22 protein-coding genes and 1 other RNA gene are annotated in these 24,909 nt (G+C 47.0%); 7 read left to right on the top strand and 16 right to left on the bottom strand.

Annotated elements, in window-relative coordinates; all coding sequences use genetic code 11:
* Positions 1-12 precede the first annotated feature (12 nt).
* Positions 13-2,214, top strand: a complete 2,202-nt coding sequence (locus ABV409_RS11530) for a RecQ family ATP-dependent DNA helicase (protein ID WP_353877741.1) — start codon at positions 13-15, stop codon at positions 2,212-2,214.
* 31 nt (positions 2,215-2,245) lie between these two features.
* Here ABV409_RS11530 and ABV409_RS11525 read toward each other — a convergent pair whose 3' ends face one another.
* From ABV409_RS11525 to ABV409_RS11515, 3 genes are read right to left on the bottom strand one after another with little or no spacing between them, the layout of a single operon-like run.
* Positions 2,246-2,557, bottom strand: a complete 312-nt coding sequence (locus ABV409_RS11525) for a CCC motif membrane protein (protein ID WP_353877740.1) — start codon at positions 2,555-2,557, stop codon at positions 2,246-2,248.
* A 4-nt stretch (positions 2,558-2,561) separates the two neighbouring features.
* On the bottom strand, positions 2,562-2,888 hold the full coding sequence (locus tag ABV409_RS11520) for a CCC motif membrane protein (RefSeq protein ID WP_353877739.1): 327 nt from the start codon (positions 2,886-2,888) through the stop codon (positions 2,562-2,564).
* 10 nt (positions 2,889-2,898) lie between these two features.
* Positions 2,899-3,216, bottom strand: coding sequence for a DUF2752 domain-containing protein (locus tag ABV409_RS11515; protein ID WP_353877738.1), 318 nt, complete (start codon positions 3,214-3,216; stop codon positions 2,899-2,901).
* A gap of 65 nt (positions 3,217-3,281) precedes the next feature.
* Here ABV409_RS11515 and ABV409_RS11510 point away from each other — a divergent pair, with 65 nt between their 5' ends.
* Positions 3,282-3,824, top strand: a complete 543-nt coding sequence (locus ABV409_RS11510) for a DUF8465 domain-containing protein (RefSeq protein ID WP_353877737.1) — start codon at positions 3,282-3,284, stop codon at positions 3,822-3,824.
* Here ABV409_RS11510 and ABV409_RS11505 read toward each other — a convergent pair.
* The gene (locus tag ABV409_RS11505; RefSeq protein WP_353877736.1) at positions 3,821-4,321 is read right to left on the bottom strand and encodes a hypothetical protein; all 501 of its coding nucleotides are present in this window, start codon (positions 4,319-4,321) and stop codon (positions 3,821-3,823) included. The genes ABV409_RS11510 and ABV409_RS11505 overlap by 4 nt on opposite strands.
* Before the next feature lie 111 nt (positions 4,322-4,432).
* On the opposite strand from ABV409_RS11505, the gene ABV409_RS11500 reads away from it, so the two are divergent.
* Entirely contained in the window at positions 4,433-5,581 is a 1,149-nt protein-coding gene (locus tag ABV409_RS11500; RefSeq protein WP_353877735.1) for a cysteine desulfurase family protein, read from the top strand.
* Here the strand turns inward: ABV409_RS11500 and ABV409_RS11495 are convergent.
* From ABV409_RS11495 to ABV409_RS11485, 3 genes are all read right to left on the bottom strand, one after another.
* Positions 5,578-6,252, bottom strand: a complete 675-nt coding sequence (locus ABV409_RS11495; RefSeq protein ID WP_425590003.1) for a hypothetical protein — start codon at positions 6,250-6,252, stop codon at positions 5,578-5,580. The two genes, ABV409_RS11500 and ABV409_RS11495, sit on opposite strands and share 4 nt — an antisense overlap.
* Complete coding sequence (locus ABV409_RS11490) at positions 6,239-8,650, bottom strand: TonB-dependent receptor (RefSeq protein ID WP_353877734.1); 2,412 nt, start codon at positions 8,648-8,650, stop codon at positions 6,239-6,241. Before ABV409_RS11490 ends, ABV409_RS11495 begins: the two co-directional genes overlap by 14 nt.
* Positions 8,651-8,711: 61 nt before the next feature.
* Positions 8,712-10,403 (bottom strand): M23 family metallopeptidase, encoded by a 1,692-nt coding sequence (locus tag ABV409_RS11485; RefSeq protein ID WP_353877733.1) that lies wholly within the window; start codon positions 10,401-10,403, stop codon positions 8,712-8,714.
* A gap of 163 nt (positions 10,404-10,566) precedes the next feature.
* On the opposite strand from ABV409_RS11485, the gene ABV409_RS11480 reads away from it, so the two are divergent.
* The 4 genes from ABV409_RS11480 to rny all read left to right on the top strand — a co-directional run bounded on the left by ABV409_RS11480 (position 10,567) and on the right by rny (position 12,951).
* Complete coding sequence (locus ABV409_RS11480) at positions 10,567-10,857, top strand: hypothetical protein (protein WP_353877732.1); 291 nt, start codon at positions 10,567-10,569, stop codon at positions 10,855-10,857.
* A gap of 15 nt (positions 10,858-10,872) precedes the next feature.
* Entirely contained in the window at positions 10,873-11,169 is a 297-nt protein-coding gene (locus ABV409_RS11475; RefSeq protein ID WP_353877731.1) for a cell division protein ZapA, read from the top strand.
* Between the two features lie 51 nt (positions 11,170-11,220).
* Positions 11,221-11,330: non-coding RNA, 6S RNA (gene ssrS / locus ABV409_RS11470), on the top strand.
* Between the two features lie 49 nt (positions 11,331-11,379).
* Positions 11,380-12,951: a ribonuclease Y gene (rny, locus tag ABV409_RS11465; RefSeq protein ID WP_353877730.1), complete on the top strand. Its 1,572-nt coding sequence runs from the start codon at positions 11,380-11,382 to the stop codon at positions 12,949-12,951.
* A gap of 39 nt (positions 12,952-12,990) precedes the next feature.
* Here the strand turns inward: rny and ABV409_RS11460 are convergent, their stop codons facing one another.
* The 9 genes from ABV409_RS11460 to ABV409_RS11420 all read right to left on the bottom strand — a co-directional run bounded on the left by ABV409_RS11460 (position 12,991) and on the right by ABV409_RS11420 (position 24,907).
* Positions 12,991-15,027 carry a DUF349 domain-containing protein gene (locus ABV409_RS11460; RefSeq protein WP_353877729.1) on the bottom strand — a complete coding sequence of 679 codons (2,037 nt, stop codon included), beginning with the start codon at positions 15,025-15,027 and terminating at the stop codon, positions 12,991-12,993.
* A 126-nt stretch (positions 15,028-15,153) separates the two neighbouring features.
* Positions 15,154-15,903: a shikimate dehydrogenase family protein gene (locus ABV409_RS11455; RefSeq protein ID WP_353877728.1), complete on the bottom strand. Its 750-nt coding sequence runs from the start codon at positions 15,901-15,903 to the stop codon at positions 15,154-15,156.
* Positions 15,857-16,894, bottom strand: coding sequence for a DUF368 domain-containing protein (locus ABV409_RS11450; RefSeq protein WP_353877727.1), 1,038 nt, complete (start codon positions 16,892-16,894; stop codon positions 15,857-15,859). Before ABV409_RS11450 ends, ABV409_RS11455 begins: the two co-directional genes overlap by 47 nt.
* Positions 16,895-16,909: 15 nt before the next feature.
* Positions 16,910-17,827, bottom strand: a complete 918-nt coding sequence (locus tag ABV409_RS11445) for a DUF368 domain-containing protein (protein WP_353877726.1) — start codon at positions 17,825-17,827, stop codon at positions 16,910-16,912.
* A gap of 25 nt (positions 17,828-17,852) precedes the next feature.
* Positions 17,853-19,253: a tetratricopeptide repeat protein gene (locus ABV409_RS11440; RefSeq protein WP_353877725.1), complete on the bottom strand. Its 1,401-nt coding sequence runs from the start codon at positions 19,251-19,253 to the stop codon at positions 17,853-17,855.
* A gap of 87 nt (positions 19,254-19,340) precedes the next feature.
* Positions 19,341-20,534: an aspartate aminotransferase family protein gene (locus ABV409_RS11435; protein ID WP_353877724.1), complete on the bottom strand. Its 1,194-nt coding sequence runs from the start codon at positions 20,532-20,534 to the stop codon at positions 19,341-19,343.
* A 33-nt stretch (positions 20,535-20,567) separates the two neighbouring features.
* Positions 20,568-22,490: an OstA-like protein gene (locus tag ABV409_RS11430; protein WP_353878170.1), complete on the bottom strand. Its 1,923-nt coding sequence runs from the start codon at positions 22,488-22,490 to the stop codon at positions 20,568-20,570.
* A gap of 134 nt (positions 22,491-22,624) precedes the next feature.
* The gene (locus ABV409_RS11425; protein ID WP_353877723.1) at positions 22,625-23,587 is read right to left on the bottom strand and encodes a tetratricopeptide repeat protein; all 963 of its coding nucleotides are present in this window, start codon (positions 23,585-23,587) and stop codon (positions 22,625-22,627) included.
* 51 nt (positions 23,588-23,638) lie between these two features.
* Positions 23,639-24,907 carry an adenylosuccinate synthase gene (locus ABV409_RS11420; RefSeq protein WP_353877722.1) on the bottom strand — a complete coding sequence of 423 codons (1,269 nt, stop codon included), beginning with the start codon at positions 24,905-24,907 and terminating at the stop codon, positions 23,639-23,641.
* Positions 24,908-24,909: the final 2 nt, after the last annotated feature.

Genomic DNA, 24,909 nt, shown 5'->3' with positions numbered 1-24,909 from the left:
TGGATGCCAAAGATGGGTTCGAGTTTGACAGATTTGCAGGAAGCGCTTAAGAAATACTTTGGTTTTTCGCAATTCAAGGGGCTACAGGAAGACGTAATCAAAAACATACTTGCCGGAAAGGATACTTTCGTCATCATGCCGACAGGTGGTGGCAAATCCTTGTGCTATCAACTTCCCGCCGTCATGCAAGCCGGTACTGCAATCGTGGTGTCACCCTTGATCGCGTTGATGAAGAACCAAGTGGATGCCATGCGTGGGGTATCTTCCGAACATGGCATCGCCCATGTCTTGAATTCCTCATTGACGAAAACGGAGGTCAAGCAGGTGATGGAAGATATCACCAACGGGGTGACCAAGTTGTTGTATGTCGCACCTGAATCATTGACTAAAGAAGATTATATCGATTTCTTGCAAACGGTCAAGCTTTCGTTCGTCGCTGTCGATGAGGCACACTGCATATCGGAGTGGGGCCATGATTTCAGGCCCGAATACCGTAATCTGAGAACGATCATCGGTCGTTTGGGAGAGGCCATACCTATCATTGGTTTGACGGCCACGGCGACCCCGAAAGTACAGGAAGACATTATCAAGAACCTGGGTATGGTCGATGCGAAAGTGTTCAAGGCCTCGTTCAACCGTCCTAACCTGTTTTATGAAGTACGGCCCAAAACCAAGAACATCGACGCCGATATCATCCGTTTTGTAAAACAAAACCAGGGGAAATCAGGTATCGTTTATTGCCTAAGTAGAAAACGGGTAGAAGAGTTGGCCCAAGTGCTTCAGGTGAATGGGATCAGTGCGGTTCCGTACCATGCCGGATTCGATGCCAAGACCCGTTCAAAGTACCAAGACATGTTCTTAATGGAAGATGTCGATGTCGTGGTGGCCACCATCGCCTTCGGAATGGGGATCGACAAACCTGACGTGCGCTTTGTCATCCACCACGATATTCCAAAAAGTATCGAGAGTTATTATCAAGAAACCGGCAGGGCCGGCCGTGATGGGGGTGAGGGCCATTGCTTGGCTTATTACGCTTACAAAGACGTTGAGAAGCTTGAAAAATTCATGTCGGGAAAACCGGTAGCCGAACAAGAAGTAGGTAATGCCCTGCTTCAAGAAATCGTGGCTTATGCCGAAACCTCAATGTCTCGACGCAAGTTCATTCTGCACTATTTCGGTGAGGAATTCGATGCCGTCAATGGGGAAGGGGCCGATATGGACGATAACGCCAGAAACCCTAAGCCCAAGGAAGAGGCTAAAGAAAGCATCGTCAAGTTGTTGCAGGTGGTTAAAGGAACACTCGAAAAATTCAAGACCCGAGAGATCGTAAAGGCGCTGGTCGGTAAGACCAACGCGTTGATCTCTTCGCACAAGACCGACGAGAAACCGTTTTTCGGAATCGGAAAGGACCATGAAGAACCGTATTGGATGGCCTTGACACGCCAAGCGTTAGTAGCCGGCCTTTTGCGCAAGGAAATCGAACAATACGGGGTATTACACCTCACCGAAAACGGGCAACGGTTTTTAGAGGCCCCGACTTCCTTCATGATGACCAAAGACCATGTGTATAGTGAAGAAAACAACAATGCCTTGGTCACCGCGGCAAAATCGAGCGGTGGTGCCGCCGATGCCAAATTGTTGCGATTGTTGAAAGATCTCAGGAAACAGGAGGCGAAAAAGAACGATGTTCCGCCCTTTGTGGTGTTCCAAGATCCATCTTTGGATGATATGGCCCTCAAATATCCGATAAGTAACGAAGAGCTACTCAACATTCATGGGGTCGGTGAGGGCAAAGCCAAGAAGTATGGCGGGCCCTTCATTGCATTGGTCAAAAAATACGTGGCCGAAAACGACGTGGTGCGACCTGATGATTTGGTCGTGAAAAGTACGGGTGCGAATTCAGGCCTTAAATTGTATATCATCCAAAACGTCGATCGCAAATTACCTTTGGATGATATCGCAGCGGCCAAGGGCCTTGAAATCGGGCAGTTGATCAAAGAAATGGAGCAAATCGTTTTCAGCGGTACGAAATTGAATTTGACCTATTGGGTCGATGAGGTGCTTGATGAAGATCAGCAAGAAGAAATCAATGATTACTTTCTGGAGGCCGAATCCGATTCCATATCGGAAGCCATGGAAGAATTCGAAGGCGAATACGAAGAAGAGGAATTGCGGATCTATCGCTTGAAGTTTATGAGCGAAGTCGCGAACTAAGTAAAAAAAAGGCCCCGAAACGGGGCCTTTTTCAATAGGTGTCGTTCCATTCCCCCGCCGTAATCATGGCGAAGATGAATCCAAAATATAAGATGAACAGCACGAGCATGATTATCGAAAGGCCCAATCCGATATACGAAAGGATCTTTCCGGTCTTTACCGAGCTGAAATCACTGTATGCACCTGGATTTTGCTGATACATCAGTTCGGCTGATTTGGCCTTCATCAATCCAACGATACTGAATATCGCCGCAAAGGGGCCGCAACAAGCGATCGATCCGACAATGGACAAAATCCCCATGACCAACACCGTGCTGGCTCCTGGTAAAGGTTGCTGTGACATATTTTTATTGGTATTGTTCCATCAATTCCCTCAATTTCTCCGGGTCTTGAAGTGTATCCCATCCAAAATAATTGATTGCCCATATCACATAGACCAACCAAATGAGGTTGAGGATGATTCCGATAATCGCCAAGACCCTACCGGTTTTGACATTGCCGTAGCCCGTATAAAGTTCCGGCTGTTCTTGATAGAGTTTGGTCGCTTTGTTGGCCAGTACGACCGCAATGATCCCGAAGATCAAACCGAGTACCCCATAACAGCAACAGGTTACTATCGATACGATACCGAAGACCAAGATGAGCGTTGAATTGGGTAATTTCTGTTGTTCCATGTGTTTGTGTTTAGTGGAAAATATGAGACATTTTATGAATGTAACTGATCATGATAGTGGCGACAACCAAAATCAAGAGTGCGACTTTGATTTGAAAAGCGTACTTGAATTTGACAAACAGGTTGACGACCAAGAACGAAAGCAACAAGAAGATGGGGTAAATTCCCGGGTACATTTGAAAGGCTGCCGCGAATTCCCCTTGTAAGACCAATTTGGCCGCGCGCTGAATGCCACAACCCGGGCATTCGATACCGAATAGCCGCTTGTTCAAACAAGGCAGCATATACTCTTCGGCCGTAAGCAACAACGTAAAAAATACCGGTTTCACAAGTTCTTGATTGGTGTGCTCAAAATACTATTATTTTTGGAATGTAACAGGTATTGCCCAAAGTTTTGCGAAGATTCGAAATCGGTGATAAGGTCGAAGTGGTTGACGAGCCCATTGCGGGAACCGTCGAAAAGATCGAGGGTCCGACGGTGACCATCACCACTTCGGATGGGTTCTCTTTGGCATTTGAAGACCGACAATTGGTGAAGGTTGCCGGCACCCTCAGGGTCACCGACTACGACATTGCCCAAGGCAAGGTCGGAAAGGAATCCATAAAGCGTAAGAAGGACCCCGCTGTGAAAAAGAAAGCGCGAAATGCCCCTAAAATGGTGGTCGATCTTCATATCCATCAACTTACGGATAAGAGTAGGGGAATGTCGAATTTCGATATGTTGAACCTACAATTGGACACAGCGAAAAGACAGCTTGAATTCGCGATACGGAAACGTATTCAAAAAGTGGTTTTCATACACGGTGTCGGCGAAGGGGTCTTAAAGGAAGAACTAAGGTACCTCTTTGGACGGTACGCGCAAGTGAAGTTTTACGACGCCGATTTTAGCAAATACGGCTTAGGGGCAACGGAAGTCTATATCTTTCAAAATGCTTAATTGGCGGTGGTGGTCACCGTTCCGAATTCACTAATGGTCAAATCGGTTATGCGTTCTCCTTGGTCATTGACCAAGGTTATGTTCTGAAGTTGTATGGTATGCTCGAAAGCACCGGTCTCGTTCGCTACAGTGGTTATTAAGACTTCACCGTCTTCCGCCTCGATTTCTTCCGTGACTACGGGTGTCACCGGTGGAATATCGTCACAGAAGTAATTGCTGGTCACCGTTTCGGAAAAAATGCGATAGGTCACTTGTGATTGCCCAGGTACCGAACTGCTGATCGACTCGGTGGTGGCCTCATTGCTGAGTAATCCACTTTGAAGATTGAGGATCAGCGCTTGGTCGGCATTGATCTTGAAGAAAAGAACGGTAGTCGTATCGACGGTCCCGCATTGCTGTATCGAGACGCTGTCGAAATCGATGGTCTCAATTTGAAGGTCACCGTCACTGCATGAAAACATGGTCACCAAAGCCAACAAACCCAATAATTTTTTCATGGTTTCAAATTTAAGTGAAATCGAAGGTAATGCCCTTCCGAAAGGCTTCGAATTTTAATTAAATTAACTTATTTCCGCTATTTTAGCCGAACGAAAAGTTGAATTTAAGTTATGCAAAAGGTCTATCTCGACAATGCCGCTACCACTCAAGTCAGAGAGGGTGTGATCGCCAAGATGCAAGAGGCACTTTCCGAATTTTACGGGAACCCTTCGTCGACCCATAGTTTCGGACGCACGGCCAAAACGGCCATTGAAAAAGCGCGAAAGACCATTGCTAAGGAACTGAATGCGCATCCGTCCGAAATTATCTTTACTTCGGGAGGTACGGAAGCCGATAACATGATCTTACGTTGCGCTGTGCGCGATTTGGGTGTACAGACCATCATTACCTCCAAAATCGAACACCATGCCGTCTTACATACCGCTGAAGAATTGGCGGCCGAGTATGGCATCGGTTTGGAATTCGTCGATTTGGATGCCGATGGCAACCCGGATCTTGCGCATCTCCAAAATTTATTGGAAACCGACGGAACCAAAAAATTGGTCAGTTTGATGCATGTCAACAACGAAATCGGCAATTTGATCGATATCTCGACCATCGGGGAACTTTGCCGTGCGAACGATGCACTTTTCCATTCGGATACCGTGCAATCGGTCGGTCATTTTCGATGGGATGTCGGGGCTGTGCCGATCGACTTTTTAACGGCGGCGGCCCACAAGTTCCACGGTCCCAAAGGTGTCGGTTTCGCTTTCGTCCGAAAAAACTCGGGCTTGAAGCCCTTGATCGTCGGTGGATCTCAAGAACGTGGGTTTAGGGCCGGAACCGAACCTTTTCACAATATCGTGGGTTTGGAACAGGCCTTTATCGAAGCTTATGAGCATCTCGAGGAGGAACAAGCTTATGTAACCGGTTTGAAAACCTACTTTATCAATGCGTTGCAAAAAGCCATACCGGGGGTGCTGTACAACGGCCTGTCAGGTGATGTGAAACGCAGCACGTACACCTTGGTCAACGTTCGCTTGCCTTTCGATAAGCAAAAGTCGTTGATGTTGCTTTTCCATCTTGATTTAAAGGGCATCGCCTGTTCTAAAGGGAGCGCTTGCCAGTCGGGTAGTGCCAAAGGATCCCATGTGCTTAACGAATTGCTATCGGATAGTGAATCGGATTGCCCTTCGCTACGGTTTTCTTTTTCGAAATACAATACCGAGGCCGAGATCGATTATGTCATTGGGGTTTTGAAAGACTTCGCGGAAAGTTAATTCCTCTTTTTCCTTCGTTTTTTCTCTTTGTCGTACGGAAACTTCCGGGATGCCAATTTCATCATCTTATCGATGAGGTCCGTCGTGTTCTTGCCGGTTTTCTTGGTGATTTCTTTCTCGTATTTCCAAAGTAGTTTTCCTGTGGCCCCATCACTGATCTTGATACCGATACGCCCATAATTCGCGTCACCACTGAAATAATCGAACAAACTAAAGTCGGTAGGGACCCCTTCAGACAGCAGGATGTTGAGATTCAGATTGCCACTGATGATACCATCGACACCCAAAATTTCAGAAAGCTGTTTGATGGTATAGACATCGATGTTCTTATAACTGATGCCATTTTGGGCCAATAAGGCATTGGTATCTTCTACATTCTGGAATTCGACGTTGAATTTCTTACGTCTTTTCCTTCTTGAAAAGTAGGTTTCCAATGCATTTTGAACCGCCTTCCCTTCGCGTTCGGCCAAAGCATCCCGCTCTTCCTTTTCAAGGCTGCCATCCAAATCGAGTCGGGCCAGAAAGGGGATGATGGCCAAGGTCTCATGATCGGCACTCAGTTCGTCGAACCGTTTACTTTCATAGATGTTCTTTTGTGCGGCGACGGTACTGACGAACAGGAAGCAAAAAGCGACTAGGAATATGTTATGGTACTTCTTAAATGCGTACACTGAGTTTGAGATTTAAGATGCGGGAGGTCAAAAAATTCGGCACGGCAAATTGTTGTTGGGTGTCCACATCCCGAACCCATGTATTGGTGATCGAGTTTTGGTTGTTGAACATGTTGAAAATTTCAAACCCCAGGGTGAATTCTTTGAATTGTTGCAGCCAGTGCCCCTCCTGCCGTTGTGTTTTACCGTCGACAAAAATATATGAAATTCCTAAATCGGCACGGCGATAGTCTCTTAATCTATTCTGAAAATCATAAGGATCGGCGTTATTCGGGGATCCACCCGGCAAGCCGGTGTTGTAGACCAGGTTCAAATACAGTTTCAGATTCGGTATGGAGGGCATGTGATCCTGAAAGAGTAGGCCCAGTTTGAAGCGTTGATCCGTTGGCCTTGAGATAAAGCCCCGTCCATCGATGTTCTCTTCCGTTCTTAGGTATCCGATGCTTACCCACGATTCTTCACCCGGCACGAAGGCCCCGTTCAGTCGAAAATCAACCCCGTATGCGAAGGCTTCCGCATTGTTTGCTGCCGCGTAGCGTACCCGTACGTCTTCGATGGTATAAGGGTTCACGTCGCTCAGTTTTTTATAATACGCCTCACCGACCAAAGTAAAAGGACGCTGCCCTAAGGTAAAACTGTATTCATTGCCCAAGACCAAGTGCAGTGATTTCTGGGCCCCGACTTCCGGGTTGATGATGCCTTGGCGATTTCGCAATTCCCTGTAAAAGGCAGGTTGTTGGTAACTACCGACGGCAAATCGAAAGAGCATATCGCGTTTCCAATCGGGTTTAATACCGAACTGTGCCCTCGGACTGAACAAGAATTGCCGGTTTCGATCGCCCTCACGCGGGTCGACTGTCCATGATTGGCCGCGGACCCCAAGGTTGTAATAAATGTCGGTCGTTCCCCATTGTGTCTGTTTGCTGAGTTGCGCGAAAGCCGAAAACCGATCGGTGACCACGAAATTCGTGGCCCTTGCCGCTTCGAACGGTACGATATCGGCTTCGAAAGGCTCTTGGGGTTGGTTGTTGACGAAGGGTGGTTCGGCAGGTCGTATAAAGAAACCTGCTGAATCGATGAATTCCGCTTCGCGCAATTGGTCCCTGAAATCTTCACGGGTGTACCGCAAGCCCCATTCGTATAGATGCTCACCTTGTTTAAGGGAGCCTTTATGGGTGAGCGAAAAAATCAGTGCATCCAATTGGTTCCTCGCCCTGTTGATTTGTGAACCGATACCCCTGGTATTGGTTGCTTCACCAAGATTTTCATTGCCCAAATCCGTCACTACATCACCCAATTCGTAGGTGGCGATGATATCTGAGAATTCTTCTTCAGTGGCATGGTAAATGGACGAGGAAAAGTTCAATTGCAGGTTTTCAGTCGGACTGTAATCGGCTTTGAGGGCACCGAACTCGGTCTGATACGTATTGTTTTCAGTTCCTTCATAGAATACCAGTAGGGCGCGGGGATCCAGAAGGGTGCCAAAATTCGTTTGCCTATTTACAGGGGTGTTTTCATAATCGTTTATGGCAAAGTACCCCAGAAACCCGAGACTGAACCGATCGGAAACCCGATAAGTCATATAACTTTGGATATCCGTGAAGGAAGGGTTGACCGTTGTTTCGGTCTGTTGACTATTGATCAATAGTGAATTGTCTCGGTATCTAAAACCGGTAATCGCGGTAAAGGAGTTGTTCTTCGAGACGGCTTCGACCGTACCGCCGACCCCTAAAAGACTGGCATCCATTTGAATTGAAAATGAGGAAGGGGTCTTGTACGAGATATCAAGTACCGAAGACAGCTTATCGCCATATTTTGATTGGAAACCCCCTGCCGAAAACCTCAAATTTTCGATCATATTCGAGTTGATGAAGCTAAACCCTTCCTGTTGGGCCGAGCGTACTAGAAAAGGGCGATATACTTCGATGCCGTTGACATAGACCAGGTTTTCGTCGAAATTACCCCCACGTACATTGTATTGCGTGCTCAGTTCGTTGTTGAAGGAAACACCGGGTAATAGTTTTAAAACGTTCGCCACTCCTTGGTTGGCCCCGGGTATGTTTCTTGCCAATTGTGGCGAAATCGTTGTGATTCCCGACACACTTTTTGCCCCGGTAGCGAGGATTTCCACCCCGTCGATCTGCACCACGTCCGTCTTCATGACCGGATTGAATTCAAAAGTCTCGTTACTTCGTAAAATCAAGTTTTCGAGAACGACATCGGCATGTCCGATATGGGAGAACCGGATGGTCACGGCGATATCGGCATCGACCTCCAATACATAATTGCCGTTGGTATCGCTTACGGCGCCAGATCCGGCATATGAAATGTTGACGTTTTCTAGGGGGCGGTTGCCTTCTTCGAAAACCGTACCGGTCAAGGTGGCTGTTTGGGCCACTACACCCAGTCCAACAAAAAAAATCCCGATGCTGAGGATTCTTTTGCAGCCTGACAAAATGCTATTTTCTGAAAAATACCTGTTCAAGTGAACTACTATTGCCTACATTATCGGTAACGGTGATTTGCAACAGACATTGGGTCTGGTCGGCGATTTTATCATCGAAATTGTAGGTGATGGTCTTTGTTTTGGGCTCGTATTCCATTAAAATCCATTCACCGTTGAGGGTGGCTTCATAGGTGTCGATACCACTTAGGTCATCGCTGATCCGCAAACTAAGATAGCTATAGTTGTTCAGCCACTGCCGATCCTTGAAGTTTTTGGGTTGGATTTTCGGTGCTATGGTGTCTTGGGCGATGGTATACCGACCCAAGGTCCGGGTCCGGGTCAATAGGGCGTTGTCGCGGCGGTATGTTTTCGCATAGGATGGGTTGCCTTTTTCGTCAAGATGGGCGATAAAGCTTTTGCTTTTCTCGGATGCATCCAAATGCGAGGCATCGAATTGGATCGTAAAATTCCGATGCGCGGCCACCGTTTTATCATGGATCTTGATGGTGTCCGTACCCTTTTCCAGGTCGATATGGAAATCTTGGTAAAAGGTGCTGATCGGAAAGTAGACCTTGGCCGCTTCCAAATCGAAACTGTTCGGTTTTGTCGCTTCCAAGAAGTATGCGGTCTTTTTGGATTTCGAAGGCACTTTGATCGGTTCGCTTTTGCCGTGAACGGGAATGTTGACCTTCACCTTATTGCCTTCGATGTCGGCAATATCCAATTCAACCTGGTAGTCGTATCCTTCCAGAACCTTGATTTTACCGTCGAGGTACAACGATTTGTAAATCCCCAATTTGTTCGCATCTTCTTTAAAGCACTTTTGGATGCGTTGTCTGAATTTCCCGTAATGCGCATAGTCGATCAGGGTATTGATGTACCGGGTCTCACCAAAGGAGAAGGTTTCGAAATCATAAGCCGATACCACCTTTCCGTTGACCTTTTGTGTCACCGAATACACCCCGTTCTTGTTCGCTGCCATGTCTTGCCGATCAAAGGCATTGAACCCGAAACCGATTGTGCCCGAAGCGGTTACCGGATCGGCCAAGAAGGACCCATCGGCCTGTTTGGTAAAATTCAATTGTATTTTCGAAGCACTTTGGTTGACATGCGCATCTGCCGACAGGGGGTAGCCGTAAAGCCCGACCAAAGAGGGGTCGGTCGCATCCCGTACCTCATACCCGTAGAGCAGCGGATTGGTCGGCATTTCCGTGACGCTGTTACGGATCTCGAAATGCAAATGTGGCCCGAAGGAGCCCCCGGTGTTGCCCGTATAGGCGACCACTTCGTCTTTGTTGACCGCTAGGGCACCGTACTCGGGAAAAAGCTCTATTTCATATGATTTTTTACGGTATTGTTCTTTCTTGATGTAAGCCTCGATTTCGGGACTGAATTTTTTCAAATGGGCATAGACTGAAGTAAAGCCATTGGGATGGGCCACATAGAGTGCTTTGCCATAGCCCCATAAAGACACTTTGATACGTGTGACGGTGCCGTTGGCGATTGCATAGACAGGCAGTCCCTGTCGTCGTTGGGTCTTGATGTCGATACCGGAATGGAAGTGGTTCGATCGCAGTTCACCAAAGGTGCCGGATAAGATCAGGGGAATATCTAAAGGGGAACGGAATTGATCCTGTGGATACTTTTCTTGACCGAAGAGGTTCATTGCCAAAAAGAGCACGGTCACAAAAGGGAATAGGCGCATTTACACAATCGTTTTCCCTACGAAAGTAACCAATACGGGCGACATAGACCCCCAAGTTGGAGGAGGCTTTCGAACAGCTTGCCCGCTTTCGATTAAATGATAAAATTATTGGATGGTTACCTAAGGATGGTTAACTTTGTGAGACACGCATTGCAATTTGCATATGGGCGAACTTGTTGAAATCGTTGACTCTTTGGAAAACAAGATTAGCAAGCTTCTGCATAAACTGGAATTGCTCAATCAAGCAAATGCCAAGTTGAAGGAAGAACTTCGATCTATCCAAGAAAAACAGGAAACTACCAAGAGCGCCATGGTCGATTGGGAAGAAAAATACAACTCCCTGAGATTGGCGAATTCAATGCTCGGCAGTAATACGAATAAAACTGAGGCAAAGCTCAAAATAAATGCACTGATACGCGAATTGGACCTGTGTATAGCCCAATTGGCCGAATAGTGCCGAACAACACTTATGGAGGAAAAGCTCAAAATCAAGCTTTCCATTGCCGACAGGGTTTACCCCCTGACCATTGATCCACGGCAAGAGGAAGGGTTGAGGAAAGCGGCAAAGAACATTGAGAACCTGGCGAAGAAATTCGAACAGAACTATGCCGTGAGGGACAAGCAGGATGTATTGGCGATGTGCGCCTTACAGTTCGCTTCGAAAATTGAGCAAGGAGGGATCAACGAATCGGAAGATCTGAAGACATCCCTAGAACGATTGAAAGCGTTGCAAGAGCTGGTCGACGGCAAACTTGGATCAGAATAAGTTCTTTAAAAAACATTGTTACTGCCCACATTGGTAATTAATTTTTGGCAAACTCAACACTATTAGATTTAAAAAGGGTGAGTTGAAGTTGTGAAAGCGGGCCCTACTCGTATAGGGATTTTTGAGCAGCTTGTTAGCCCTAAACCTGTTATTAGGAGTTTGTACAGGACTTCACCGATGTGGGCTTTTTTTATAACCAAACATTGCAGAATGGATAACACAGTTATACTCATCATAGCCGGTGTCGCAGGCCTTCTCATAGGTTTCGTCATCGCGAAACTGCTCGAAAAGGGCAAGGCGACCAAAACGCTTTCAAACGCCAAACGTGAAGCTTCGGGGATCATTAAAGAAGCGAAGAAAGAAGGCGAGATCATCAAAAAAGATAAAATTTTCCAAGCCAAGGAAAAGTTCCTTGAACTCAAGGCCGAACACGAAAAAGTCATTATCAACAAAGACAAGAAAATCGCGGAGGCCGAGAAACGGACCCGCGACAAGGAATCGCAGATCAGTGGTGAGTTATCGAAGAACAAGCGGTTGAACGAACGTCTTGAGAACCAAATCAAAGAGGTAGAACATAAGAGCGAAATCCTTAGTAAGAAACAATCAGAGGTCGAAAAACTACACAAAAGCCAAGTGCAGCAATTGGAGGTGATTTCCGGACTTTCGGCAGAAGATGCGAAGAGCCAACTGCTGGAGTCTTTAAAGGAAACCGCAAAGACCGATGCGATGGCCTATCTGCAAAATACCCTGGAGGAAGCGAAATTGACCGCGCAACAAGAAGCCAAGAAAATCGTCATTAATACGATACAACGAATCGGAACCGAAGAAGCCGTTGAGAACTGCGTGTCGGTTTTTAACTTGGAATCTGACGATGTCAAAGGACGGATCATTGGGCGCGAAGGAAGGAACATTCGGGCCATAGAGGCCGCAACAGGGGTCGAGATCATTGTTGACGATACGCCGGAGGCGATCATCCTTTCATGTTTCGATTCAGTGCGTCGAGAGGTGGCACGTCTTTCACTGCACCGTTTGGTCACCGATGGACGCATTCACCCAGCACGCATCGAGGAAATCGTAAAGAAGACCGAAAAACAGATCAACGAGGAAATCGTTGAAATCGGAAAACGCACCGTTATCGATTTAGGTATCCATGGATTACACCCAGAGCTGATCAAGGCCGTGGGCCGCATGAAATACCGTTCCTCCTATGGGCAAAACCTGTTGCAGCATTCACGTGAAGTCGCCAAACTCTGTGGTGTAATGGCTGCGGAATTGGGATTGAATCCCAAGCTGGCCAAACGTGCGGGATTGCTACATGATATCGGCAAGGTGCCGAACAATGAAGTGGAGGTGGAGACCCCACACGCCATTCTTGGTATGCAATGGGCCCAAAAATATGGGGAAAAGAAAGAGGTGTGCAACGCCATTGGCGCCCACCACGATGAAATCGAAATGAGCAACCTGATCTCGCCTATCGTTCAGGTATGTGATGCCATAAGTGGCGCGCGGCCGGGTGCCCGACGACAAGTCCTTGATTCGTACATCCAGCGTTTGAAAGACTTGGAGGATATCGCCTTTGGTTTCAATGGGGTGCAAAAAGCCTATGCCATCCAGGCAGGACGCGAACTACGGGTCATAGTAGAAAGCGAAAAGGTCAGTGATGATAAAGCGGCCGAACTGTCTTTTGAAATTTCACAGAAAATCCAGACCGATATGACCTATCCGGGTCAGGTCAAGGTAACCGTCATTCGGGAGACCCGATCGGTGAATGTGGCGAAATAATAAGGTTTAGGTCACGAACGGTTCGAATAAGAGCTTGGCTTATTCCTCTTCTTCACCGGCTGGGGTTTCGTCGTCAGTGGTCTCGCCTTTGGCGCGTTTGTTTTCTAGGATATTCAGGTTCTTGAGTTTCGCTTTCCAGGTATCTAGGGCATCTCTATGGCGTTTGATGTTCTGCACCACTTCTTTGACCAATGGATTGTCTTCGGAAGCATTCGAAAAGAATTGAAGGTTGTTTTCCAACTGGCGGATTTCGGTATTGCTCTCCTCGATTTTGCGACGAATGAACGTGCGTTCGTTTCGGATGGCCCGCTCATCATCGGAATTGGCCAATTGTTTGATCTTATCCCCATATCGGAGCAGCTCCGATTCTTGTTGGTTGACACCCAGTTTTTTGAACAACGCATCAATGATCTTATTGAACTTACCATTGATATGCCGTTTTCCGTAAGGAATACGCCCCAGTCCTTTCCATTCTTCGATAAACCCTTTTATGGCCTTTAAATCGGCATCCTTCTTACCTGATAGTTGAAAGTCGCGAAGACGATCGAGGCAATCGTTTTTGAGTTTTAAGTTCGCTAACTCCACCTTCTGGCTGGCGTTTCGTTCAGCGTGCAATTTATCAAAGTAATGATTGCAGGCTTCTTTGAACTCTTTCCAGATCTTATCGGAGTACTTACGGGGTACGTGACCTATTTTTTTCCACTCACTTTGTATCCTTTTCATTTCAGGTGTAGCGGTGTCATGGTCTTCGCTATCCTTCAATGATAAGGCCTTGGCCAGTAACCCTCTTTTCTTTTCGAGATTATCGAGCTGTTCCTTCTTGAGTTTCTTGTAAAAGTCGTTTTTGCCCCGGTTGAAACGCCGAACCGATTCTTTGAAGGCCGACCAGGTTTCCTCATTGACTTTTTGGGGTACCCGACCCGCTTTGAAGAAGGATTCCCTTAGGGCTTCGATTTCCTTGATTTGTTGTTGCAGCCCCCTATGGTTGTCAGCGATCGCTTCGGCCACCGAATGGATTTGACCGATGATTTCTTCTTTCTTTTCCAGGTTTTTGGTGTAGTCGGCCTCTAACTGTGCAAAGTGTTCTTGCCGACGGGCATGCATTGCCTTAGTGGCATTGCTAAATCGTTCCCAAATGGGTTCACGGTCTGCTTTAGCTACGGGTCCGATATCTTCCTTCCAGACCTTGTGCAAGATCTGCAATTCCCGAAATGCTTTTCCCAGATCGGTTTCCTGCTGTAGTGCTTCCGCTTTTTCAACAAGCTTGACCTTTTCTTCAAGGTTGTGTTTGAAGTCTAGATCCCGAAGTTCGCGATTCAGATGCAGGAAATCGTAGAATATCTCTATATGATGATGGTAGGTGCGCCAAACATCGTTGTAGTTGTTTCTTGGTACCGCACCTGCATTGCGCCAACGTTCTTGGATTTCCTTGAAGTTCTTGTAGGTGGTATTGATGTCTTCTTCGACGTTGACCAGGCCTTTCAATTCTTCAATGAGTTCCAAGCGTTTTTGAAGGTTGTCCTTTAGTTCCTTTTCAAGGTTTTTATGATAATGGTTCCTTTTTTCACGATACTCTTTGAAAACCTCGTTGAATTGTCTTTTGGTGACCGAATTGTAGCGAAAGTCGATTTCATTCCCTCCGTTGGCCACATACTCTTCTTTTTTGTGCTCGATGAACTCTTGGAACTTTAAATCGAACTCATGTTTGATACTACCTACATGCTTGGTGATGGCCTGTACCTTCTCATTTTTTACCAAGCGCTGCAGTTCACCGACCAGGTTTTCCATGGACATGGAATGGTAATCGAGAATGGGGATGTGATGGCGCTTTTCGTTTTCGGAATCCTCGGCATCCTCCGCATTTTCCTGCTCGATTTCAGCAATGACTTCCGCTTCGGAAGTTTCGGCTTGCCCTTCGGGTTTTTCCACGGCAGCTTCAGGTTCGGTGGAGTCTACTTCCGATCCGGATGCTTCGCTCTCCGGAGCTTCAAGCGTCACCTCCGCTTTGGGAGTGGTTTCGATACCGTCTTTTTGATCTTCCGCAGTCTCCTGCAGTTTGTGTTCTTTTTCGTCCATCACGAACGGATATTTGTTTTTGATTGAGGGCTTGCTATCGTAAGTTACTAACTCTAGCGGCCAATGACAAAAATACGGCTTGTTTCTTTAGTAGGAGGGGCAATCGTGACTAAATGGGGAATGGCTTTACCGATTCCAGATTTCCCATGCCGCTTCGGCTTGGAGTTCCAACATTTCAAGGCCGTTTTTGATTCGGGCCCCATAGCCTTGTCCATGCTGCAAAAATGCGGTACGTTCCGGATTGTAGATCAAGTCGTACAACAAATGCATTTTGGATAATGCTTGATACGGTAGCTTGGGTTTTGCTTCGATATCGGGGTAGGTGCCCAAGGGGGTGCAATTGATGATCAGTTGATGGGATTCCATAGTTTGGGTATCCAGGTCTTCATAGGACAATTGACCCGCGACGGGACTTCTTGAAACAAAACGCGTCCCTATGCCCAGTTCCTCCAACACAAAAGCTATGGCCTTACTGGCTCCTCCGGTACCCAAAATCAACGCTCGTCGATCCCCGGCTACCAATAAGGGTTCTAAAGAGCGCCGGAACCCGATGCAATCGGTATTGAACCCCATGGTCTTGCCCTCGACTAAGCGAATGGTGTTCACGGCACCTATGGAAGCTGCGGTTTCGTCAACAGCATCCAAATAGGGGATGATTTCTTGTTTATAGGGTATGGTTACGTTCAGACCACCGAGGTCAGGTCGCTGGAGCAACGCATTGACTTCGGAAAGGTCTGGCAAATCGAAGTTTTCATAGCGGAACCCGCTAAGTCCTTCCCGTTCGAATTTTTCTGAGAAATAATTCCGCGAAAAAGAATATCCGATATTCTTACCGATCAGACCGAAGTGCTTGTTTCGCCCTTTTGTTTTTGCCATACCAATCGAGACTCAATAGGATAAAGATGCCAAAAATAATGAAGAATATGGCACCCCAAGTCTCCATATCCATAACATCCGGCCAATACCGTCTGTAATTGGCAATGATGAGGTCGCCGTTCGAATCGGACAACCTATTGCCCGATGCGTCCATTTTGAAAATCGTCTTTTTCCAGGGCCAGACCACCCCCAGCGAGCCTGAAATAAATCCGATGATCACGGCAGTGGTAATCGACCGATAATGCTTTAAGACATATCCCAAAACATGGGATAGGGTGACGAGGCCCGCAGTAGACCCCAGGGTAAAGACCGTCAAAATCTTTAACATTCGCATACGTTCGGGATCCCCGAAAAAACTGAGATCGCCTTGGGTCAATTGCCGAAACGAATCATATAAGGCGTTGACCGAATCGACCAACAAAAGCACATAATTACCCACTAAGATCAGGATGAACGAACCGGAAAGACCGGGTAGGGTCATTCCTGAAACGCTGATCATACCGCAGAAAAAAATAAATACGAGGTTGTCGTTTTCTTTTGCCGGACTCAGAAAACTCAACGATATTCCGATGATGAGGCCAATGATGCCCGCGGTAATCGTCTTCTTGTTCCATGGGCGAAAGTCTTTGGCAATGTAATAGATCGATCCCAAGATCATTCCGAAAAAACCGGCCCAAACGTAGAGTTCTTTTTTCTCCAAGAAAAAATCGAGTAGTCTCGAAATACTGAAATAACTGATCAGCATACCGAAAATCAATAAGAGTAGAAAACGGCCGTTGCAATACCGGTAAAAACTCTTGAACCTACCATTGATCAACAATCGAAAAGCCTTGCCGTTCAGTTTTTGCAAGGAGTAGATGAACTCTTCATAAAAGCCACCGACAAAGGCAACAATGCCCCCGGAGACCCCAGGCACCTTGTTGGCGGCACCCATGAACAGGCCTTTGATGACCAAATATACCTTGTCCCAAAAAGTCCTTGATGTATGCATTGTTCCCGAGCTAGGTTACTTCTTCGAAGCGACCCTTTCGAGAATAAAAATAAGTGAAAATCCTAGTACGGCGAGTGCCGAGGCCCATAGTATTTGGGGATCGCCATCAAACTGTGTCGGCCAAATGTTCTTTTCCTCCACTGGAATCACCTTGTCATCGAATATTTTGCTACGCAAAACCTCCTTCCACGGCCATATTTTCGCTAAAGATCCGATGATAAACCCGGTCAATAAAGCCAAGGTGAGGTCTTTGAATTTTTTGAACATCCATTTCAACAACCTGGCAAAGCTCAACAAACCAAAAACCGCGCCGAGTACTACGGTGATCACCAAGACCACGTCTCGTTCGTGGACGCCGTCCAAGATGGTCTTGTACGAACCCAGAAGTACCAAGATGAACGCCCCGGAAATACCAGGAAGGATCATCGCACATACCGCCAAAGCCCCCGAAAGGAACAAAAAAGGGAGTCCGGCGACATTTTCATTGACCGGTAAGGTGGTGATGATATAAGCGACGGTAGCCCCGCCCAACAGAAACAGGACATTGGTCAGCGACCATTTTCCGATTTGTTTTCCAATCAAAAATACGCTGGCCAAGACCAATCCGAAGAAAAAGGACCATAAAAGCACGGGTTGGTTCTCCAACAACCAACTCAGGAATTTGGCCAATGAGAAGACACTTAGCAAAATCCCTGAAAAAAGGGCCAGTAGGAAATTGCCGTTCAAAGCTTCCCAAAATGATTTGAACCCCTCGTTTTTCAGTGTTTTGAACAAACTGGGTTTGATGTTGTTGATCGAAGTGATCAATTCCTCATAAATCCCGGAAATGAAAGCGATGGTTCCTCCGGATACCCCGGGAACCACGTCAGCGGCACCCATGGCCATGCCTTTGAGCCCGATGATCACGTAATCGATCAGTTTTCTGGATGTCATTGCGAATGTTTAGGGTTTTTTCAAATCAATCGGAAGCCTGCTTGCTTTCCAAAAACATGTCCTTGACCCATTTCACTTGGGTGAATTCTGGGAACAGCTCCTCAAAGAGAACTGTATTTTCCGTATTTAATTGTAAGGCAATACTTAATTTCTCTTTGGCGGCCGCTATTTTGTCCAGTTTAAGATATGCTGCGGCAAGTTGCATATGGAGCATCGCGTTTTCAGGATAGAACTCCACGCCTTGCAGCAAGACTTGGGTGGCCGAGGGAAAATCTTGAAGTTGCATCAAGACCATGGCCCACTCCCTCCACGTGTCCAATTCATAATTCCCAAGGTCGACCGTTTGCTTGAAGGCGAAATCGGCTTCGTCGAAATTGGCCAAGGCTACGTAGATTTGGGCACTCTTTTTCCAATATTGGGCATTTTCCCCATCGATGTTCACTGCCTTGTTGATGTACCGCAAGGCTTTGTTGTAGTCCTTTTTTCGATAATAAAATTCGGTAATAGCGAGCCAACCTTTGTCTAAAAGTGGGTCTTCATGAACCGTTTGGTAGTAATAATATTTGGCCATTTCATCATTGCCCAATCGCTCATGGCACCTGCCGATCCTGAGATAGGCATGTGAGGTCGGGTCATCAAGGGTAATGGTGGTCTCATAACTCTCGATGGCTTCATTGTAGCGCCCTAGTTTTTCAAGCACCCTGCCTTTTTCGAAGTACGCCCCCAAAAACGTATCGTCTGAAATAATCGCGAAGTCAAAGGCCGTCAACGCTTCTTTTTGCATGTCTTTGGCCATGTACATTTTACCCAATTGGTGCCAAGCTACCTCGCAGTACGGATTGCGTTCCAAGTATTCGTTGAGATAGTGAATGGCCCCATCAAAGTCCTCTAAGAATTCGAAACAATACACGACGTTGTAGAGCGAAGAATAATCCCTATCGTCGATGGATACACACTTCATAAAGCTTTGTTTGGCAGCTTCGTAGTCGTCCATGAACAAATATTCCATTCCCAATAGCGAATAGATATCAAAATTTTCATCGGCGACCTCGATTGCCGAGAGCAACATGTTCACCGCTCCTTGATGGTCGTCTTGCTTAGAGAGGATGTTGGCCCGTTGTATGAAGATTTCCTCATTTCTCGAATCGATGGTCTGCAGATCGTCAAGGATCCTTCCGGCTTTTTCGAATTGGTCTTCGAATACCAATACCTCGACCCGTAACAACTTCAATTCAACGGAATTCGGGTGTTGCTGCAACCCGATTTCAATGGCTTTCTTTCCTAAAGAAACCTTGCCCAAATTGAGATAGTAGTGAATGATATCCTCAAAATCCTCAGAATCAAAGAAATAGACATCATCTGTCTTTAACATCGATTCGAATTTAAGGATGGATTTATCAGGATTTCCGTTAGGTTCCAACGCCATAGAAAGGAGTTTGTTTAATCTATGGACTTAAAATTAGCGGTTTACCCGCCTGTTTTTCGTCCGTAATTTGGGTATGTTATCAACAAATTAGTTAACAGCTTGGCCGGGGTAGCCATCCAATATCGTCAAGATCTGTCGGCATCCTTTTTCGATTTCATCCATCGAAATGGTCAAGGGTGGTGAGATCCGAACGGCCCTGCTTTCGAACAACAACCAAAACAAGATCAGCTGTTCTCGGGCAGCACCTAAGACCAGGAAATCGGCAATTTCCGGGGCTTCGAAAAGGAGTGCCAGCATGAGGCCTTTTCCCCGTATTTCCTTAATCAAAGGATGTACCAAAAGCGATCGGAAGTACTTTTCTTTTATCAAGGTTTCCGGAATGAGTTGGCTTTCAGTCAATTCGCTCAAGGTTGCCAAGCTAGCTGCCGCTATGACAGGATTTCCGCCAAATGTGGTGATATGTCCTAATTTCGGTCGCTCTTGCAGTTGGGCCATGTGTTCGTGCGAGGCTACAAAGGCACCCACCGGAAGGCCTGAGGCCATTCCCTTTCCGATAACAAGGATGTCGGGCACACACTCGTAATCCTCAAAAGCGAATAAGGAGCCGCAACGGCCGAATCCGGGTTGGATCTCATCCAGTATCAATAATGCACCTACCGCATCACAACGTTTTCTGACGGCTTTGAGGTAGCCGGGTTCCGGAAGGATAAAACCTGCACCGCCTTGAATGGTCTCCAAAATGACCCCGGCCGTTTTCTCTGTGATCATCGCCAATCCATCGAAGTCATTGAAGGTCAAGAATCGCACATCGGGGATTAGGGGTCTAAAGGCCCGTTTGCGCTCTTCATAACCCATCACACTAAGACTGCCCATGGTATTGCCGTGATAGGCCTTATCGGCTGCGATGAGTTCACTACGACCTGTTACGCGTCGCGCCAATTTCAAGGCACCCTCGATAGCTTCGGTTCCTGAATTCACCAAATACGTGGTCTGCAGGTTTTCAGGCAACTGGGCTGCCAATTTTTTGGCAAAGGCTACTGCCGGACCTTGAACGTATTCCCCATACACCATGACGTGCAAATAGCGCTCAGTCTGTTCTTGGATCGCCTTCACCACCCTAGGATGTCGATGGCCCAAAGCACAGGCGGATACGCCCGCTACAAAGTCTAAATGGGCATTTCCTTCGGTGTCGTATACGTAGGATCCCTCGGCTTTTGAGATTTCAAGTCCGAGTGGATGGGCACTTGTCTGTGCTTGGTATTTGAGGAAATCTTCTTTCACCTCGATATCGGTTCTATTTTGCCAGGCTATCTTTTAGTTGACCTCAAGGATCCAAAGGTCTTTGTCATAGCGCCCGTTAAATTGGCTGTTCACCATTTTCGCAGCTTGTTCAAAGGTATCGAAGCGTTGCAAATAGGCATAGTAATACCCGTTTACTTTTCGCTGAAAGTAGGAAGGTTCGAACCCTTGGGAGCGTAAGGATATCAAAAACGGCCTAAGGTTCGATTCTTCGCCGAATACATTGGCGATGACATAATGCCCAACTTCCAGGCCTTTGGTTTTCTTCACCTTTTCATACCTTCCCGAATAGGGGTGTGAAGCCGGAAGGTCGTCGGCTTCACTCAGCTGTGGCGCCGGTTTAGGCGCTGGTTTCAGCATGGGCTTGACCGGTTTCGGTGGGTTGAACAGGCTGTCATTGAATATGAGCGGTTCTTCGATGCCTTTGATCTTTACCAATTGGATATTGTTGTCATCAGCGTCGAAAATATCATCTTTGGTCATCAGACGTTCATCACCCCGCCAAATGAAGCCTTTTAGACGTTGTACTTGCTCTGCCCAGTCTTCTTCTGGAAAAATGTCGCCATCAGGGTCTATGAAAAAGGTAATCTCATCGATATCGCTGTTCTCCATGATCAACCGGATTTTGCTGCAGGTCGTCTTGTCGACCCCTACGAACTCATCGTCATCGTTATACATGTAATAAATGACTTCGGTATTCTTGACCAGATCGATCACTTTCAGCTCGTTTTCTTCGAACTTTCCGAACATGTCGATGCCCTTGGCTTGATTATAGCCCCGGTTGCCGATGGTATCCAAAGAAACGATGAAGGCGTTGTTGATGACTTTAAGGGAATCGAGCTTATCGGTCTCTACATCCGAAATCAGGTGGATACTATCTCCGGTCATTTGATTGTCGATGTTCCAAAGGATCGGGTCTTTGATCAGTTGGGTGATACCGGTATTTTGCGCCGAGTGGATCGAATCGCATTTACCACTCAAGTCTTTTTTGAAAAATTTGGCATTGCGGAAGGCCCTTAATATACGCTCTTCCGGTTTGCCCGTGACCATCAAGGTATCCCCATGGATGTATAATGAATCTTGCTGAACCAGACTTACCGCCACGGCCCTCTTGGTAGCGAAAACCGAATCTTTTTCTTTGAAAACCTCGGCATAATGGGCTCGAATGACCCCATCGTTGATCGTATCGGTGACCGTGATGTTATTCGTGGCCGACGCGAAGGAGGTCGCTTTGTCGAAATACACACTATCCCCTTCGATAATCCGGTTGCTATAGTTGATCTTGGTGTTCTTGATCCCGTACCCCTGTTCGATTCGGGTATCATAGAACCCACGTTCACAATAGATTTTGTAGTCTTCGCCCGTAATGGTCGATGGCCCGTACATAAAGGCTTCCTTAGAAACCCGGTAGTAGTCGAGTTGCTTTGAATCGATTTGGTATTCCGGGTTGTCGATATGTACGTTGTTCAAGAATTGTACTTTCTTCAGCTCCATAAAATAGGTGCCGATGATGCTGGTCAAGGTGTTCGCCGAATCGACGACCTTACCGCCGGAATTGTAATACGAATATTGCTTTTCACGATCGAAGTACAGCGTATCGGTGGTCAGGGTCATCTGCCCATCGGTGAGGTCGACTTTTTCGAAGGCACGGGCTAAACGGGTGTCACCGTCATAATCGAGTTTACCGCTGTTCATCTCGATCGAATCGCCTTGTTGCAATCGCACGTTGCCAATCGCCTGCAATCTGTTTTCTTGGGAGTAGAAAATGGCGATATCACACCATAGGTCGGCCCCTTGATGTTCGAACTGCACCTGCCGTTCATCATCTTTGCTGAAAATGGATGCCCCGGGATACTTCGCTTCGTCTTTGGTGAAATTCGCCCCATAGACGATGTTGATCTGACGTTCTTGTGGTGATTGCTCTTGGGCCTGGGCCATAAAAAAGCAGCATCCGACCAAAAAAGGAAAAGCCTTTCTCAAGAAATTGGAAATTTTTGCCAAAAGTAGGGCTTTTGCATCAAGTTCATCGTGCTATTTGCAAAGCTTTGGGAGAATCATCCAGCTCCCTGCATTCACTCAACGGATGCTGATGGTGATTCGAAGAATCGTTTCCAATCCGATTCAGCGGCCAAATACGCAAAGGAGTAGGGGTTGCCTTCGTTCAAGAGTCTTTTGAAGTAAGTTTTAGCCGCTACCGTGTCTTTTTGTTCGTAAAGTTGCCAATTGCCCAATCCGTAAAGGAATACATCGTCAGAAGAAGATCCATCACCCCTGATGGTGATTTGGTCCATACCAATGACCTCTTTGTAAAAGAGGCAAATCGTATGGTAATTGGTGTTTTCGATGATATCAAGGTCCTTATGGATCGGGGCTAGTATTTCAGCGGCGTCCTGCGATCGCCCTATTCGCTTTAGGATCATATACATCCAATGTCCGCCCGATACGAGGTTATCATCGAATTTATTGGTCTCGCTTCGTTTTGAAAAGACCGAAAGGGCTTTTTCGTAGTTCCCTTGCAGGTAATGTGCCAGACCAAGATGATACCAAATATTGCCTTTCAAGCTGCTGATCGGGATGTTCTGTGCATTTGGGAGCCCATCGGGTTCTACCTGGTCGGATTTGCCCTCCATCAACAAGGCTGCCTTTTCAAAATCGCTGACCGCCTTATCATACTGTCGTGTAGAAAGATACCGATGGCCGCGATGCCGATATAAGCGTGCATCTTCTGGGAATTTGGAGATGCCCTCGGTATAAATGGCAATGGCTTTATTGAAATGCTTGAGATAGGCACAACGCCTGCCGTACCAGATGAGGTTTTCTACGGATTCCGGTGCACTTTCATAGTCCAGCTTTGCAGTTTCGTACTTATCCAAAGCTTTGCTCGGGAGCGCCCTTTCGGTAAATAACGTATCCCCTAATAGGGTTATGGCCTCGATTTGCCTCGTTTCGGAGACGCTGTCGAAAACGAGTTTGGGTTTGCCCTGTTGCATGCAGCCCGCCATCAGGCAAGCCATTCCGATCCAGAACCGTTTCATAAAGGATAAAATGGGTTGGTGTTCAGAAAGTTACAAAAATTCTATAACTCCTTAGCGATGGATGGTCTGGGTACGATCAGGACCTACGGATACGATTTTTATCGGTACATCAAGCTGGGTCTCCAAAAAGGCGATGTATTGGTTCAGCGTCTCTGGAAGTTCATCGGCCTTGGTCATTTTAGTCAAGTCTTTTGCCCAACCTGGTAGTTCCTCATAAATTGGTTTGACGTTGTCGCTTTCGATATTATAGGGGAGGTGTTCGATGCGTTCGCCTTTGTATTCATAAGCAGTACAGACCTTGATGGTTTCGAATCCGCTGAGTACATCGGCCTTCATCATCATCAGTTCGGTGACCCCGTTGATTTGCACGGCGTATTTCAAGGCGACTAGATCCAGCCAACCACAACGTCTGGGTCGACCGGTCGTGGCACCGAATTCATTGCCGACCCTACCCATAGTAGCTCCGTCTTCATCAAAGAGTTCTGTCGGAAAAGGACCGCTGCCCACACGGGTGGTATAGGCTTTGAAAATTCCCAAGACGTTTCCGATGCGACCGGGGGCAACCCCCAAACCGGTGCAGGCACCCGCGGCCGTAGTGTTTGATGAGGTCACATAGGGGTAGGTTCCGAAATCGATATCCAATAACGAGCCTTGGGCCCCTTCGGCCAAAATCTTCTTTTTTTCGGCCATGGCGTTGAACATGTAATTTTCACTGTCGATGAATTGCAACTGTCGAAGCGCTTCGATCCCTTCACAGAATTCGGCTTCGAGCTCGGCCAGGTCGTAATCGATCTGCACGTTGTAATAATCGATCATGGCCTCATGCTTGTCGGCAAGGGCCCGGTATTTCTCTTTCCAATTGTCGAATTCAAGGTCACCGACGCGCATTCCGTTCCGGCCTGTCTTATCCATATAGGTAGGGCCGATCCCTTTTAAGGTCGAGCCGATCTTGGCCTTGCCTTTGGCGGTTTCCGAAGCGGCATCCAAAAGACGGTGCGTCGGCAATATGAGGTGGGCTTTTCTTGAAATAACCAGTCTTGACGCGATATTGATATTGAACTTGGCCAAGTTGTCCAACTCTTTTTTGAAGATGACCGGATCGATGACGACCCCGTTACCGACCACGTTCATGGCGTTCTTATGGAAGATTCCTGACGGAATGGTATGCAATACGTGTTTGATACCATCGAACTCTAAGGTATGACCGGCGTTCGGACCGCCTTGAAAACGGGCGATGATGTCATAGTCTTTGGTTAAGACATCGACGATTTTTCCCTTTCCCTCGTCGCCCCATTGGAGCCCAAGCAATAAATCTACCATTG

Origin of the sequence: Flagellimonas algarum, assembly GCF_040513375.1 — a bacterium.
Taxonomy (GTDB): Bacteria; Bacteroidota; Bacteroidia; order Flavobacteriales; family Flavobacteriaceae; genus Flagellimonas_B; species Flagellimonas_B algarum.
This window is presented reverse-complemented; position numbering and strand designations above follow the sequence as displayed.

Coding starts and splice junctions, on each gene's coding strand:
- ABV409_RS11525 (WP_353877740.1), bottom strand. CDS start 2,557: ATGTCACAGCAACCTTTACCAGGAGCCAGCACGGTGTTGGTCATGGGG.
- ABV409_RS11440 (WP_353877725.1), bottom strand. CDS start 19,253: ATGGCGTTGGAACCTAACGGAAATCCTGATAAATCCATCCTTAAATTC.
- ABV409_RS11450 (WP_353877727.1), bottom strand. CDS start 16,894: ATGCATACATCAAGGACTTTTTGGGACAAGGTATATTTGGTCATCAAA.
- ABV409_RS11445 (WP_353877726.1), bottom strand. CDS start 17,827: ATGACATCCAGAAAACTGATCGATTACGTGATCATCGGGCTCAAAGGC.
- rny (WP_353877730.1), top strand. CDS start 11,380: ATGGATAACACAGTTATACTCATCATAGCCGGTGTCGCAGGCCTTCTC.
- ABV409_RS11485 (WP_353877733.1), bottom strand. CDS start 10,403: ATGCGCCTATTCCCTTTTGTGACCGTGCTCTTTTTGGCAATGAACCTC.
- ABV409_RS11475 (WP_353877731.1), top strand. CDS start 10,873: ATGGAGGAAAAGCTCAAAATCAAGCTTTCCATTGCCGACAGGGTTTAC.
- ABV409_RS11520 (WP_353877739.1), bottom strand. CDS start 2,888: ATGGAACAACAGAAATTACCCAATTCAACGCTCATCTTGGTCTTCGGT.
- ABV409_RS11430 (WP_353878170.1), bottom strand. CDS start 22,490: ATGGCCCAGGCCCAAGAGCAATCACCACAAGAACGTCAGATCAACATC.
- ABV409_RS11425 (WP_353877723.1), bottom strand. CDS start 23,587: ATGAAACGGTTCTGGATCGGAATGGCTTGCCTGATGGCGGGCTGCATG.
- ABV409_RS11500 (WP_353877735.1), top strand. CDS start 4,433: ATGCAAAAGGTCTATCTCGACAATGCCGCTACCACTCAAGTCAGAGAG.
- ABV409_RS11480 (WP_353877732.1), top strand. CDS start 10,567: ATGGGCGAACTTGTTGAAATCGTTGACTCTTTGGAAAACAAGATTAGC.
- ABV409_RS11505 (WP_353877736.1), bottom strand. CDS start 4,321: ATGAAAAAATTATTGGGTTTGTTGGCTTTGGTGACCATGTTTTCATGC.
- ABV409_RS11530 (WP_353877741.1), top strand. CDS start 13: ATGGGTTCGAGTTTGACAGATTTGCAGGAAGCGCTTAAGAAATACTTT.
- ABV409_RS11460 (WP_353877729.1), bottom strand. CDS start 15,027: ATGGACGAAAAAGAACACAAACTGCAGGAGACTGCGGAAGATCAAAAA.
- ABV409_RS11455 (WP_353877728.1), bottom strand. CDS start 15,903: ATGGCAAAAACAAAAGGGCGAAACAAGCACTTCGGTCTGATCGGTAAG.
- ABV409_RS11420 (WP_353877722.1), bottom strand. CDS start 24,907: ATGGTAGATTTATTGCTTGGGCTCCAATGGGGCGACGAGGGAAAGGGA.